12 protein-coding genes are annotated in these 15,329 nt (G+C 51.7%); 11 read left to right on the plus strand and 1 reads right to left on the minus strand.

Annotated features, from left to right (window positions below):
* Positions 1–4: 4 nt before the first annotated feature.
* Positions 5–1,300 carry a hypothetical protein gene (locus HRU78_02285; GenBank protein QOJ22614.1) on the minus strand — a complete coding sequence of 432 codons (1,296 nt, stop codon included), beginning with the start codon at positions 1,298–1,300 and terminating at the stop codon, positions 5–7.
* 304 nt (positions 1,301–1,604) lie between these two features.
* Between HRU78_02285 and HRU78_02290 the strand changes: the two genes are divergently transcribed.
* The 11 genes from HRU78_02290 (at position 1,605) to HRU78_02340 (ending at position 15,318) form a co-directional block, all read left to right on the plus strand.
* On the plus strand, positions 1,605–5,246 hold the full coding sequence (locus tag HRU78_02290; protein ID QOJ22615.1) for a PAS domain S-box protein: 3,642 nt from the start codon (positions 1,605–1,607) through the stop codon (positions 5,244–5,246).
* 13 nt (positions 5,247–5,259) lie between these two features.
* Entirely contained in the window at positions 5,260–5,685 is a 426-nt protein-coding gene (locus tag HRU78_02295; GenBank protein QOJ22616.1) for a response regulator, read from the plus strand.
* Positions 5,686–5,687: 2 nt separating this feature from the next.
* Positions 5,688–9,056, plus strand: a complete 3,369-nt coding sequence (locus HRU78_02300) for an EAL domain-containing protein (protein ID QOJ22617.1) — start codon at positions 5,688–5,690, stop codon at positions 9,054–9,056.
* 194 nt (positions 9,057–9,250) lie between these two features.
* Positions 9,251–10,795, plus strand: coding sequence for a phage tail sheath family protein (locus HRU78_02305; protein ID QOJ24881.1), 1,545 nt, complete (start codon positions 9,251–9,253; stop codon positions 10,793–10,795).
* Between the two features lie 76 nt (positions 10,796–10,871).
* Positions 10,872–11,330 carry a phage tail protein gene (locus HRU78_02310; protein ID QOJ22618.1) on the plus strand — a complete coding sequence of 153 codons (459 nt, stop codon included), beginning with the start codon at positions 10,872–10,874 and terminating at the stop codon, positions 11,328–11,330.
* A 48-nt stretch (positions 11,331–11,378) separates the two neighbouring features.
* On the plus strand, positions 11,379–11,846 hold the full coding sequence (locus HRU78_02315; GenBank protein QOJ22619.1) for a phage tail protein: 468 nt from the start codon (positions 11,379–11,381) through the stop codon (positions 11,844–11,846).
* Positions 11,847–11,864: 18 nt separating this feature from the next.
* Entirely contained in the window at positions 11,865–12,029 is a 165-nt protein-coding gene (locus HRU78_02320) for a hypothetical protein (GenBank protein ID QOJ22620.1), read from the plus strand.
* Positions 12,030–12,731, plus strand: a complete 702-nt coding sequence (locus tag HRU78_02325) for a peptidoglycan-binding protein (GenBank protein QOJ22621.1) — start codon at positions 12,030–12,032, stop codon at positions 12,729–12,731. It abuts the gene before it with no gap.
* 8 nt (positions 12,732–12,739) lie between these two features.
* Positions 12,740–14,530, plus strand: a complete 1,791-nt coding sequence (gene vgrG / locus HRU78_02330; GenBank protein ID QOJ22622.1) for a type VI secretion system tip protein VgrG — start codon at positions 12,740–12,742, stop codon at positions 14,528–14,530.
* Positions 14,531–14,580: 50 nt separating this feature from the next.
* A complete protein-coding gene (locus HRU78_02335; protein QOJ22623.1) occupies positions 14,581–14,880 on the plus strand; it encodes a PAAR domain-containing protein in 300 nt (99 codons plus the stop codon).
* A 15-nt stretch (positions 14,881–14,895) separates the two neighbouring features.
* Complete coding sequence (locus tag HRU78_02340; protein ID QOJ22624.1) at positions 14,896–15,318, plus strand: GPW/gp25 family protein; 423 nt, start codon at positions 14,896–14,898, stop codon at positions 15,316–15,318.
* Positions 15,319–15,329 lie beyond the last annotated feature (11 nt).

Here is a 15,329-nt window from a genome sequence, read left to right on the forward strand (position 1 = left end):
TCTGTCACCAATAGCCTGGAACGATTTTTTTGATTTCATATTCCTCAAGGATTTCGCTGAGTTCACCGGTATTTAAGAATTCCTGAAGATCGAAAATGAGGTCAGCAAAGACCTGTTTCTGATCCCTATCCCACTTTGACCATTGCTCGTTATTTTCATATGCTTTTGGGGAAGCCGGCTCCAGCTTATTCAGATAATACCATTTGATCTTTTCGATGCCCTCTAGGTAGTTGCCAACTTCGGACTCGCTCTTTTTCTTGGCTTTACTGATCGCTTCGTTTACGATGAGATTCACTCTCGTATCCTTTTCCTGTAGTGTGTAGCCACTTTTGTTGGGTGGAAAATTGAAGGAAGGATTGTGGTTGATCGTTTTTTTGTAGCCCAGTGTAGTTGCATCGCCTTGGTTTTTCCAATCGCTCCAATTATCCCAATACCATTTCTTTCCTTTGAATTCGTATTCCTCAATGGAATAGTCAATTTGCGTAGGCGTATACTGCTCAATCGTATCAAGATTTGTCCCGGTGTGTACTCCGTATGTCGGCGTCACTTCCACTTTGAAGGCCCTGGCGGCTTCTCCTTTATAGCGGGCTTCATATAGTTTGTTTTCCACATTATCCAGCATATCCTTATTGGTGGAGAGCAGAAGCGGTACGATGTTTCTTGGGCCTAAAGTACCCCCATGTGACTTTGCCAGTATGTGCGCGCTTTCATAAGTGTAGGGTCTTAAACTCTTCACATCGGCAGAGAAAGGGGTGTTCTGGACATCCGGACCAAATCCAGTTTTGCCAAGATGGGCAATGACTTTTGCGGGAACCGAGTAAGGTCCTTTTATCAAAGAATCGGCATAATGATATTGACTGTCGGGCAGTTTCGAAGCGTAAATGGGTTCATGGTCAAGCCGTTCCCGGTTACCGAACCTTTGCAATGTCCTTTTAAAGCCAGGAACAAGATTTGCATGGGTCTGGTTGGTAGCAGGTATCTCGCTTTCCGTTTGCGTGATAGTGGGTTTGTCCTGCATTGGTTCTTTCTCAAGGCGTTGTGTGGTTTCTTGAATGCCAGATATGAGCTCGTTCCTTTCAACCTGATAAGGTGAGTTGCGGATTATCGTCTTAAGTTGTGCCGCTTCTCGTGCTTTCGGGCTATTGCTTATGGTTTCGATCAGCTGTCTTTGCGTTGCCGCTGCGGGGCGGTTGTCGGCAAATCCCGATGTATCCCGGTTGTCATTTTTTTGCTGCAAAATACGGCCGGCAGCGGCTTTGCTGGTGGATTGCTGATTTCTTTTTAGCCGTACTTTTTCCATAGATTCACGCGCTGATTGGCATAAGGTTCACGGAAAAGATTTAAGGAAGCGCTGAAAAAGATAGCGAGCGATGATCAGGCAATGCAGCATGACCGAACGTAGTCATTTTTCAGAGCTTCCTAAACATACAGCATGAGTTTGTTTTATACAAATCCTATTCATAGATAGGCCGGAAGGTTTGCATCAATCGGCTTAGTCTTGCGGTCACTAAAAACCCTGTTGACAACATCATCCTTATTGAATAAAGATCATGGCCTTATAGTGTACTTTCCACTGGTTGCTGATCACCCTATAAAAACGTGAGATGTCTATGCATGAGATTCCACCCTATCAGCAGCTATTCGAGGCGAGCCCGCATCCGTATTTGATTCTGCGCACGGATTCCGGCTTCACCATTGCCGCGGTCAACAATAAGTACTTAGAGGTGACGGGCACCGAACGCGATGCCATCGTGGGGCATGGCTTGTTTGAAATTTTTCCCGATAATCCGCAAGATCATGCCAGTGATAATGTGGGTGATTTGCGCGCCTCACTGCATCACGTACTCAGAAAAAAATGCACCGATGTCATGAGCGTGCAAAAGTACGATATCCCGCTGCGCGATGGCAGCGGGGAATTCGAGCCCAAATATTGGAGTCCGGTCAACACGCCGGTATTGGATGCTGAAGGCCGCGTTGCTTATATCATTCACCATGTGGAGGATGTGACCGAGTTCGTTGCCGGTCATGACAATAAAACACGGTCAAGCAAGGTGAAGGCGCGTGCGCAGCGCATGGAAGCGGAGATCGTGCGGCGTGCGACGGAAGTGAAACAAGCCAATCGCGCCCTGAAAGCGGCCATGGAAGAACTGGAACAGTTGAATCAGCGGTTGACCAAACTCGATCAGCTTAAATCGCAATTCTTTGCCAATATCAGCCATGAGCTACGCACACCGCTCACCCTGATTCTCGCACCGCTGGAGAACCGCATGCAACGGCTCATCAAGAGCAACGCGGCAGCGGAAGAGCGCCAGGAAACCGAATTGCTGCTGCGTAATGCGCATGTTCTCTACCGGTTGGTCACCGACTTACTCGATGCTGCACGACTCGAAGCGGGGCGCATGCAAATCCATTGGGTACGCTTCGACTTGACTAGGTTGGTGCGAACCACGGCAAGTTATTTTGAATGGTTCGCCCGGGAGCGCGCCATTACGTTGCAGGTCACCGTTCCGGAAGCATGCATGATCGAAAGCGATAACGGGAAGCTGCAACGCATCTTGCTCAATTTGCTGTCGAATGCGTTCAAATTTGTTCAAGATAAAGGCTGTATCACACTACGGCTTGCCGCAACCGGGGATCATGCGCACATCGAAGTTCAGGATAACGGTCCCGGTATACCCGAGGATATGCGCGAGCGCGTATTCGAGCGTTTTGTTCAAGTGGAGAACCATGTCACTCGTCAGCATCCCGGAACCGGCCTGGGATTAGCCATCGTCAAGGATTTTGTTCATTTGCTGCACGGTGAACTCAAGCTCGAAGAACCGCCGGGGGGCGGCGCGCTGTTCAGAATCACGCTGCCGCGCTCGGCGCCCGCCGGTTTGGTTGTGCTGGACAGGCCGACTTCACTCGATGAGCGCAGGATACATGAAACAATCGATGAGCTGCGGCTGGGTGTGCAACATACGCCGTCCGCCGCACCGGCAGAATCCGGTGATAAGCCCTTAGTGTTGATCGTTGAAGACAACGCCGACATGAGCCGCTTTCTGGCTGACCTGTTGCAGCCGAGCTACCGCGTCGTCAGTGCCTGCAATGGCCTGCAAGGATTGCAGCAAGCGCTGGCTGTGCCGCCTGATGTGATTCTTTCCGATGTGATGATGCCGGTGATGAACGGCGAGCACATGGTGCGGCAGATCCGCCGGCATGCGGAACTGGATGATGTGCCGATCGTGATGCTGACCGCTAAAACTGACGATGAGCTGTGCGTGAGGCTGCTGAAATTGGGGGTGCAGGATTTTCTGCACAAACCTTTCAGCGTCGATGAGCTGCTGGCGCGCGTCGATAAATCAGTGATCGAACGCCATCGTGCTCATACGCAATTGCAAGAAAGTGAAAAACGCTTTCAGGCGACGTTCGAGCAAGCCGCCGTCGGGATTTCGATTATTTCACTGGAAGGGCATTGGTTGCGTGTCAATCACAAGCTGTGCGCTATCCTCGGTTATAGTCAGAATGAATTGATGGCGCTCACTTTCCAGGATGTGACCTATCCCGATGATCTGGAGACGGACCTCGATAATGTAAGGCGCACGTTGAGTGGTGAGATCGCCACTTATGCGATGGAAAAACGCTATATCCGCAAGGACGGTCGCGTGATCTGGGTCAATCTTCATGTTGCCCTGGTGCGTAAGCCTGACAACGCGCCGGATTATTTCATCACCGTTGTTGAAGATATCCAAAGCCGCAAGGAAATCGAAGCAAACTTCAAAGAAGCGAAGCGCATTGCCAACCTCGGGCACTGGACCTGGAATGGTGCCGACGAGCAAACCTGGTCCGAGGAGCTTTACACTATTTACGGCCGTGATCCGGCTCTGCCGCCCGCGAACTACCAGGGAGGGGCGTGCTATTACACTACGGAAAGCTGGAACAGGCTGGCCGCCGCAATGCAAAAATGCTGGCGCGAGGGTGTTGCATTCCAGTGCGACGCGGAAGTGGTGCGGCCGGATGGTGCGCATCGCTGGACGATCTCGCGCGGCGAAGCGATACGCGATGTCGACGGGCGCATCATTGCAATGCACGGCACCGTGCAGGATATCACCGATCGCAAGCTGGCCGAAATGGCGCTTTATGAGAGCAAAGAGCAACTCAAACTGCTCATTGAGTATGCGCCGGCCTCGCTGGCCATGGTCGACCGGGAAATGCGCTATCTTGTCTGCAGCCAGCGCTGGCGCAGCGATTACAAACTGGCTGAGCGGGATTTATCGGGGGTGTGCCATTATGATATTTTTCCGGAGATCGGCGCGGAATGGAAAGACATCCATCGCCGTTGCCTGGCCGGCGAAATCATCCGTGCCGACGAAGATCGTTTTGTGCGAGCGGATGGCAGCGTGCAGTGGCTGCGCTGGGAGGTGCGGCCCTGGTATCAGGCCGGTGGCGCAATCGGCGGGATTGCGATGTTTACCGAGGATATCACTTACCGGAAACAAGCCGAAGCGGCATTGCAGCAACTGAATGCCGAGCTGGAAGAGCGCATTGAAATGCGGACTGCCGAATTGAAAGCGCTTAATCAGTCGCTGGAAAGTTTTGTCTATTCCGTTTCTCATGACTTGAAAGCGCCGTTGCGCGGCGTCGAAGGGTACAGCCGGCTGTTGCAGGATGATTACGCTGACCGGCTGAACGATGAGGGACGTTTGTTCATCAAAAATATTCGTACCGGGGTGACGAGGATGAATGAGTTGATCAATGACTTGCTGGCGTATTCGCGCATGGAACGTTGCCAGCTGGAATCCGCTGCGGTGGATCTGTCCGTTCTGGTTCAGCAGGCGCTGAAAGAATGCGGTGAAGATATTGCGAAGAATCGAATTAAAATCGTCAGCAATTTGTCACCGCTCATGGTGCGCGGAGATCGCGACGGTTTGGCGCTGGTGCTGCGTAATCTGCTGGAAAATGCGATTAAATTCAGTCAACATTCGGCGCATCCGCGCATCGAGTTCGGTTGCGCGCGGGATGGTCGGCGGATTTCGCTGTGGATTCGAGATAATGGCATTGGTTTTGATATGAAGTACAATCAGCGGATATTCGAGATCTTTGAACGCCTCCATCGCCTGGAGGATTATCCCGGAACGGGAATCGGCCTGGCTCTGGTGAAGAAAGCCATGCATCGTATGGGAGGCAAGGTTTGGGCGCAAAGCGTGCCCGGCGAAGGAGCGACCTTCTATTTGCAATTGCCTGCAGTGCGGGAAAACCCGAAATAGCGTGGAGTCCGAAATGACGAATGCATATCCGCCGATTCTCCTTGTTGAAGATAATCCATTGGATGTCGACCTGACTTTACGTGCTTTCCAGCGGCGCAAGCTGGTCAACCCCATCTTGGTCGCACGGGATGGCGAGGAGGCGCTGGCGTGGGTGCCGCGTTGGGAAGCGGGTGAAACCCAGCCGGCGGTTATTCTGCTTGACTTGAAATTGCCTAAGGTTGACGGTCTGACGGTATTGCGGACACTGAAAGCGCATGCTGCGCTACGCCGCATTCCTGTCGTTGTGCTGACTACTTCGAGAGAGGATCGCGATATTCAGGCTGCCTATGATCTGGGTGTCAACTCCTACATTGTCAAGCCGGTCGACTTTGATAACTTTATGGATGTGGCGCAGCAAATCGAGCTTTACTGGTGTGTGCTTAACGAATTGAGCAGGTAGCGATGCGAGTCCTATATATCGAAGATACGCTCAGTGATGCCGATATTGCCCGGCGCACGTTGGCGCGAACCGCGCCCGACATTGAATTGATCGCGGTGACATCGCTGGCGGAAGGCCTGAAACACCTCGAGAAGCCTGACTATTACGATGTGCTGTTGACCGATCTCAACCTGCCCGACGGCTCGGGTTTGGAAGCACTGGCCAGCATCCGGGAGCAGCGGCTGCCGCTGGCCGTGGTGATTATTACCGGATCCGGCGATCACGGCACGGCAGTTGCGGCGTTTAAGGCCAGTGCGGACGATTACCTGATCAAAGAGGGCGACTATCTGGAGCGGCTTCCGCGCATATTGCGCAGTGCGCTTGCGCGTTTCCGCAGTAACAGTATGGAGCGCAATCTGCTGATATTGCGGGTGCTGTATATCGAACATAACAGTTTCGATATCGATCTGATGCGTCGCCATTTGGCTTTGCATGCGCCGCATATTCACCTGACCGCGGTGTCGAGTGCGCAAGAAGCCTTGGCGCTGCTGCCCGCCGGTCCGGAAAAGGCTGCTGATTTCGATATTTTGCTGATCGATAACCGCTTGCCGGGGATGGACGGGCTCGAATTTGTCAAGTTATTGCGCGAGGAACGCAAACTGGATATTCCCATCGTGCTGGTCACCGGGCAGGGCAGTGAAATGGTGGCTGCGCAGGCGTTGCATTTGGGCGTGGAAGACTATTTGTCGAAACATGAAGGTTACCTCTTTGAAATTCCCGCCACATTGGAAAAAGCGCAACGGCAAGCCGAGCTGGTGCGCGAACGGATCAGCTTGAAGCAAACCAGTTTGCGCCTCTCCCATCTGCTGGCGGCCAGCCCGATGGTGCTGTACAACCTGCGTTTTACCGGGAGCACACTGCAACCTGCCTGGGTCAGCGAAAATATAGAGCGGTTGTTTGGCTATACCGTGGAAGAAGCGTTGGCTCCGGATTGGTGGCTTTCCCATCTGCACCCGGATGACCGTGAGCTGGCAATGGCGCGTCAATTCACCTTGCTCACCGACGATCAATTGACGCACGATTACCGTTTTTTTCACCGTGATGGGCGAGTCGTCTGGATTCTCGACGAACTGCGGCTGATACGGAATGCCGATGGGCAGCCGCATGAAATTGTCGGCGCCTGGCTGGATATCAGCGAACACAAGAAAGTTGAATTAATCAGGCAGGCACATCAATCGGCATTGGATCTGATCGTCGCCAATCAACCTCTGCCGGTCATTTTGGGTGACATTGCAAAACATCTCGAGGCGATCAATTCCGACATGCTGGTTTCCATTTTGCTGTTGGATAAGCATGCAGGGCGCCTGATGCATGGTGCCGCACCCAGTTTGCCGGATGATTACAATGCAGCGGTCGGTCAATTGGTGATCGGCGATGGCGTCGGCTCCTGCGGTACAGCAGCTTGGCGCGGTGAGGCGGTCATCGTTGCCGATATCGATCGCCATCCCTACTGGCAGCCTTATCTGGAATTAACGCATAAAGCCAATCTTCACGCCTGCTGGTCATTGCCTTTTAAAGACGAGAACGGCAAAGTTCTCGGTACTTTCGCCATTTATCATCATACGCCATGCGAGCCCGCGCCGGGTGATCTGGAACTGATCCATGAGTTTGCCTCCATCACGGCGCTGGCGGTGCAAAAGATCTACGCAGCGGAAACTTTACGGCAGGCCGCAGCGGTTTTCGAATCTACGCGCGAAGGTGTGGTGATCACCAGCCTGGAGCCGCGTATCCTGGCGGTCAACCGCGCTTACACGGAAATTACCGGTTATAGCGAAGCGCAAGTGCTTGGCAAAAACCCCAAAGTCATCAAGTCGGGACGCCACGACAAATCGTTTTATCAGGCGATGTGGGCCAGCTTGCTCCAGGAAGGCTATTGGCGCGGGGAAGTCTGGAACCGCCGCAGAAACGGTGAAATTTATCCGCAATGGCTGACGATTACCACAGTCCGCAACGACAACAATGAGCCGTGCAATTACGTCGGTGTATTTACCGACATTACGCAGATGAAACAATCCGAGGCGCGCGTGGCACATCTGGCGCACTACGATCCGTTAACCGGCTTGCCGAATCGGCTGCTGGTGCAATCGCGGCTGCATCATGCCATTGAACGCGCACAACGGCATAATTTCCGCATTGCCACGCTTTGTCTCGATTTGGATCGCTTCAAGAATGTCAACGACAGCCTGGGTCATCCGGTCGGCGATGAGCTTCTGATTTTGTTGGCATCGCGCTTGAAAAACCGCTTGCGCGAGGAAGATACGCTGGCACGGTTGGGCGGTGATGAGTTTTTGCTGGTGCTGGAAGACGTCAAGGATCCGAGCGAACCTGCCACCGTTGCGCAAACGTTGATCGATCTGCTGACAACCCCTTTTGTGTTGCCGAGCGGTCACGAGATCTTTATCAATGGCAGTATCGGCATCAGCCTTTTTCCGGATGATGCGCACAACGTCATGGAATTGATCCAGCACGCCGATATGGCGATGTATCTGGCGAAGAAAGAAGGGCGCAGTACCTACCGCTACCATACGGAAGCGTTGAGCATTGCGGCAAACGAGCGTCTGATGATGGAGACTCGTTTGCGTCACGCACTTGCCGCCGGAGAATTCGTCTTGCACTATCAGCCATTGATCGATGCACACAACGACCGGGTGGTCGGAGTTGAGGCTTTGGTGCGCTGGCAACCGCCGGGCAAAGATATCGTGCCGCCGGGAAAATTTATTCCGATCGCGGAAGAAACAGGTCTGATCGTGCCGCTGGGCGAGTGGGTGTTGCGTACCGCCTGCGCGCAAGGGCGCGCCTGGATGGATGCCGGTTTGCCGCCGCTGGTGATAGCGGTCAATCTGTCGGTGCGGCAATTTCAATCGGAAAATCTGGCGGAGCTGGTACAGCAGGTGCTGGATGATACGAAACTGCCGGCGGTGTGTTTGGAACTCGAGTTAACCGAGAGTATGTTCATGGAGCACGCCGAGCAATCGATCGAAACGTTGAGAACGTTGAAAGCACCCGGTATCCAATTGGCGATCGATGATTTCGGCACGGGCTACTCGTCATTGACGTATCTGAAGCGGTTCCCCATTGATAAGCTTAAGATCGATCAAAGCTTCGTGCGCGGGCTGGCGCACGATCCCAACGATCGTGAAATCGCCGCGACGATTATCGCCATGGCGCGCAACCTGAAATTAAGCGTGCTGGCGGAAGGCGTCGAATCGGAGCAGCAATTGGCTTTTCTGCGCCAGCATGACTGCGATTATTATCAAGGATTTTTGTTTCACCGGCCTGTGCCGGCGATAGAGCTTGAAGCTTGGTTACGTGAGCACTCAATATGCCGATAAGGTTCGCCCGGTTGTCATGAATAGGAATTCGGCGTTAATTTTACCGATTTTTTACATAACGCTTGAGTATTGATATGACATCCGCTAAGCTGCACCATGATGTTCAATCTAAACAAGGTTGTAGGTGGGACTTATCAAGTAGGACGATAAGAATTGTCGATGAGTGCGACTATTCCAATTAAAAGGAGCTGATGATGGGGCAGTATAAGACACCGGGTGTTTACATTGTTGAAAAAAGCGCGTTTCCTAATTCCGTGGTCGAAGTGGCTACAGCAGTGCCAGCCTTTATCGGTTACACGGAAAAGGCCAGCAATAAAGGAAAAACTTTATTAAATAAGGCATGGCGTATTTCATCCATGTCGGAATTTATCAGCTTCTTTGGCGGATCGCCTAAGACCAAGTATCAGATTTCCGAAGCTGCCGCGGCAGGTGGTGCAAAGGGAGGGAAAGGGGGAGCGGCAACGGTTGCAGCCGTTGAATCCGATTTCTCCAGTGCTGATAAGGAATATGTTCTGGAGCTCCAGGGCGCGCGGTATTTTCTGTATCACAGCATGATGCTGTTCTTCCAGAATGGCGGCGGGGCTTGCTATGTTGTTTCGGTTGGCAGTTATGGCCAGGATATCGAAAAACCGAAGCTGAGCGCGGGGATCGATATTTTATTGAAAGAACAGGAACCCACGATGGTGGTGATTCCGGATGCCATGTCGCTGGCGGAGCCGGATTGTATCGCGTTGCAACAAGCAGCTCTGAGTCATTGCGGGCAAGTGATGAAGAATCGTTTTGCCATTCTGGACGTTTATGATGGTTACAAGGAGGCGCAGGATAGCGGGTGTATCGAGAAATTCCGTAACGATCTCGGCACGAGTAGTCTGGATTTTGCCGCAGCTTATTATCCTTGGCTCAATACTTCCATTGTACAAACCAGTGATTTGAGCTTCGCCAATGTTTCCAATGCGGATAAATTGCAGGAATTACTCAAAGCGGAAGTTGACGGCAGCGGATTGGAAGATAAGAAAAAAACCGAGATCAACGCGAAGATCGCAGAAATCGGAGTGACACCGAAGACAGATACGATGTCCAGCGATGAAGATTTGCACAAAATTCTGACGGCCGTTTGCCCGCTGTACAAAGGCATCATCGAAAGCATCAAGCTCAAGCTCAATTTGTTACCGCCTAGTGCCGGCATGGCCGGTGTTTACACCATGGTCGACAATTCACGCGGAGTGTGGAAAGCACCTGCCAATGTGAGTCTGAATGCGGTAATTTCACCTTCCGTCGAGATTACCAATGCACAGCAGGAAGACTTGAACATCACGACAGCGGGTAAATCGATCAATGCGATCCGGACTTTTATCGGCGAAGGCACTTTGGTTTGGGGCGCGCGCACACTGGACGGCAATAGTTTGGACTGGAATTATATCAACGTGCGCAGAACCATGATCATGCTGGAAGAATCCATTAGACTTGCGACCAAAGCGTATGTATTCGAACCTAATGTCTCCAGTACTTGGGTAACGATCAAAAGTATGATCAGTAACTTCCTGACCAGTATCTGGAAACGCGGCGGCTTGGCTGGCGCGACACCGGAAGATGCCTTTGGCGTGTTTGTCGGCCTGGGTGAGACCATGACGCCGCAGGATATCTTGGATGGTATGTTGAAAGTGACTGTGCTGGTTGCATTGAGCCGTCCGGCTGAGTTTATCGAGATTACCTTCCAGCAACAGATGCAGAAGTCTTAACCTGAAAGTTAATGCGTTATTGGTGTAATTGACAAAAACAACATTTATTTCTTAATCATATAAGCAGAGGTAAATTATGGCAGATGATGGATCAGCTCAATCGAAGACAGTTTGGCCCATGCCGAAATTTTATTTTCAGGTTAAATGGGATTCTCAAGTCATGCGGTTTCAGGAAGTCAGCGGGTTGGATATTCAATCCGAAGAAATTAAATACCGCCATGGCGACAGTCCGGAATTCTCCGTGATCAAGATGCCCGGAATGAAAAAATTCGGCAATATCACTATGAAGAAAGGCGTCTTCAAAGGGGATAACAAATTCTGGGATTGGTTTAAGCAAATCAAGATGAATACCATCAAGCGTTTGCCGGTTACCATCAGTCTGCTGGATGAAGGTGGTAAGGCAACGATGGTGTGGACCTTGACGAACGCTTGGCCGACAAAGATCACCGGTACCGATCTGAAATCGGAAGGCAATGAAGTGGCGATCGAAAGCATCGAGATCGTACATGAAGGATTGACGATCGCGAATAGCTGATGATGTCAGAGGGTAAGATTTGAGTAGGCAGAAGGTTATTTACTGTAAATGGATAACACTCAGCAAGCTGATTATTACCCGCCCTCGGCGTTCTATTTCAAAGTGATATTCGGCGGACCCAAAGAAACGGCCGATACTTCTTTTCAGGAAGTATCGGGTATCGCATTTGAAATCGAAGTTGAAACTGTGGTCGAGGGAGGAGAAAACCGGTTTACTCATCAATTACCCAAAGGTGTGAAGCATCCGAACCTGGAACTAAAACGCGGGCTCGCGCCGCTGACTTCGCCCTTGGTTAAATGGTGCAAGACAGTCATGGAGAATGATTTCATCAAACCGATCGAATTGAAGCCGGTCAGGGTTTTTTTAATGAATGAAGACAAAAAACCGATTCGCGGTTGGTTATTCAATTCGGCTTATCCGGTGAAATGGGAAATCGAGAGCTTTAATTCCACGAAGAATGAAGTTGCCATAGAGAAGATCGTTCTCAGTTATACGTTCTCAACACGCATTGTCTAGAATGTTCAAGAACACGAAATGTCGATAGAGATTAAACAATTACTGATTAAATCGAATATTGTGCAGCGCGTGGCTGATGAAGAACTCGATGTGTCTGAGGAACATCGGCTGCTAAAAGAAGAGGTGCTGGCGGAATGCCGCCGTATGATTGCCGATTTACTGCAGGAAAAAGGGGAACGCTAAATGGCTCAAAGCGGTGCCAAGGCGCTTTTGACGATCTCTCCGTGTACCGTGAATAACGGCAAAATCAGCGTCGATGGCTCGAAAAAGAAATTTGAGGCGATGATCAATCCCGCTGGTTATGAGCATACTTTCAAGCTGAGCTATGCCAAGAACCGCGTTCTGGGGCAGCCGGGAACCGAAACCAAATACGATGCAAGCCACCCGGAAAAGATCGTTCTGAAGGAACTGGTACTGGATGCAACGGGCGCCGTGACAACCGGCTCGAGCGCCGCTGACAGTACACCGACCCCGGTTAAAGAGCAAATTGAATTGCTCAAAAGCGTGGCGTATACCTACCGTGGCACCAAGCATGAAGCGCCGATTGTGCAGTTGAAATGGGGCGCGTTGCTATTCTACGGACGCATCGAGTCGCTCAAATTCAACTATACCTTGTTCAAGCCCAATGGCGTGCCGCTACGCGCCAAAGTGACGCTAACCCTCATCGAATATCAGAGCAGCGAGGAAATATCCAAGGAAGCCGGTCAGGAGTCTCCGGATTTGACGCACTTGATCGAAGTGAAAGCAGGCGACACGCTGCCGCTGATGTGCTACCGCATCTACCAGGATTGTAACTATTATCTCGACATTGCCAAGATCAATAACTTGACCGATTTTCGTAATCTTAAACCGGGAATCAAGCTGCAATTCCCTCCATTAAGCTGAGGCTTACTATGGCAGATTCCCCATTAACGGGTAGTACGGGTGTCGTCTCAGTGACCATCCAGAGCGATGGCAAAGCCATAGCCGATACCATTCAAATCGTTGCCATCGAAATCATCTACGGGGTTAACAAGATTCCCAGCGCTAAAATAACGTTGCTGGATGGCGACATGCCTAACAATAGTTTTCCGGTCAGCGACGCCAATGATTTTAAACCGGGCGCGGTGATTACCATCAGCGCCGGTTACGCCAATCAAACGAGCGTTGTTTTCAAGGGCATTGTCGTCAAACATGGCATCAAGATGGATGGCGATAACTTTTCCCGCTTGATTGTGCAATGTAAAGACAGTGCCGTCGCGATGACGGTGGGGCGCAAGAACGCCAATTTTGTCGATTCGAAGGATAGCGACATTATCAGCAAGCTGATCGGCGCATACAGCGGTCTGAGTTCCGATGTCACCGCCACCACCATCAGCTACAAGGAATTGGTGCAATACTATTGCACCGATTGGGATTACTTGCTGAGCCGGGCGGAAGCCAACGGTTTTCTGGTGACTGTCGATGGCGGCAAGGTCAGCGTCAAAGCACCGCAAACGGGCGGCAGTGCCGTGTTGACACTGACCTACGGCATCGACTTGATGGCATTCAGCGCAGACCTGGATGCGGCTTCGCAATTCCCAGTGGTAAAAGGTATTGCCTGGGATTTGACCAGTCAAGCGGTGCAAGAGGCGCAAGCGAATCCTGAACAACTGACCGATCAAGGTAACCTGAAGGCTGCGGATTTGGCGAGTGTGATGGCGCCGGATTATTTCCGCCTGCAAACCGATGCACCGTTGGAGAATGCTGTGCTCACCGAATGGGCTAAAGGGCAGCAAATAAAGGCGGGTCTGGCGCGCATCAGAGGTCACGCCGCATTTCAGGGGAGTGCCAAGGTGAAAATCGGCGATCTGGTCGAATTGAAAGGCGTGGGCGCCCGTTTTAACGGCAATGTATTGGTCACCGCAGTCAAGCATGACATCAAGCAGGGAAATTGGGTGACGGAAATCGAGTTCGGTATGCCGTCGCAATGGTTTACCGAGCAGTATAAAACCGAAGCGCCGCTCACTTCTGGTTTTGTGCCCGGGGTCAACGGTTTGCAAGTCGGTGTGGTGAAGAAACTCGATGCGGATCCGGAAGGGCAATACAAGATCCAGGTATCCGTCCCGGTTTTGCAAGCGGAAACCGACGGCGTCTGGGCGCGGCTGGCCAGTTTTTACGGTTCCAATGGCATCGGCGCTTTTTTTATTCCGGAGATCGGCGATGAAGTGGTGCTCGGATACTTCAACGATGATCCTTCGCATCCGGTGATTCTCGGCAGTTTGTACAGCAGCAAACAGAAAATGCCCTACGAATTGACCGCCGATAATTTCACCAAGGCAGTGGTGACGCGCAGTAAATTGAAGCTCGAATTTGACGACGACAAGAAAGTCATCACGCTGACCACGCCGGGTAACAACAAGATCGTCATCAGCGACGACCAGAAATCGATTTTGTTGCAAGACCAAAATTCCAACAAAATCGAGCTCAATTCCAGTGGCATTACGATCGACAGCCCGAAAGACATCACGATCAGTGCGAAGGGTAAGGTCACCATCGACGCAGTTAGTAACATTGAGCTGACAGCAAAAGCGGATATTAAGAACCAGGGGCTAAATATCAATCATCAAGCCAATGTCGGTTTCAGTGCTAAGGGCAATGCGACCGCCGAGTTGTCGGCCAGCGGCCAGACCACGGTAAAAGGCGCTATCGTCATGATTAATTGAATCTCTACAGCACACCCAAGATTTCTATCGTTTTTGACAGGAGCTTAACCATGCCACCCGCAGCGCGAATTACCGATATGCATACCTGCCCGATGCAAACGCCGGGTATTCCGCCGATTCCTCATGTTGGCGGCCCGATCAGCGGGCCTTGCGTGCCGAATGTGCTGATCGGCAATATGCCGGCTGCAGTGGTGGGGGACATGTGCGTTTGTGTCGGGCCGCCCGACAGTATCGTTAAAGGATCGGCGACGGTCATGATCGGCAACCGCCCGGCTGCCAGAGTCGGCGATACCACGGCACACGGCGGCACCATTGTATTGGGTTTGCCGACGGTGATGATCGGCGGTTAGCGCGGGTGTAAACCGATGAGCGTCGATAAATCGTTTCTCGGAAGCGGCTGGGGATTTCCTCCCGAGTTTAGTAAATCCGGATCGGCACGGATAGTTTCCGCAGAAGAGGATATTCGCGAAAGCTTGTATATTCTCTTGTCGACCAATCCCGGCGAGCGCGTGATGCAACCGACGTATGGTTGCGGTCTGAAAGGTCAGATCTTCGAGGAGATCAGCGAGACGTCGGTAACCGTGATGGTCGATTTGATTCGGCGCGCCATCCTGTTCTTCGAGCCGCGGGTTGTGGTGGAAAATATCAGGGTGGACTCCGATAATCAGGAGGATATCGTGAACGGCTTGATCAAGATCGATATCACCTACATCGTGCGGACTACAAATAACCGCCACAATATCGTCTACCCGTTTTATTTCACCGAAGGTACCAACGTCAAATCATGAGGACTGCTTGG

The sequence above is a fragment of the Gammaproteobacteria bacterium genome, from assembly GCA_015709635.1.
GTDB lineage: Bacteria > Pseudomonadota > Gammaproteobacteria > Burkholderiales > Nitrosomonadaceae > Nitrosomonas.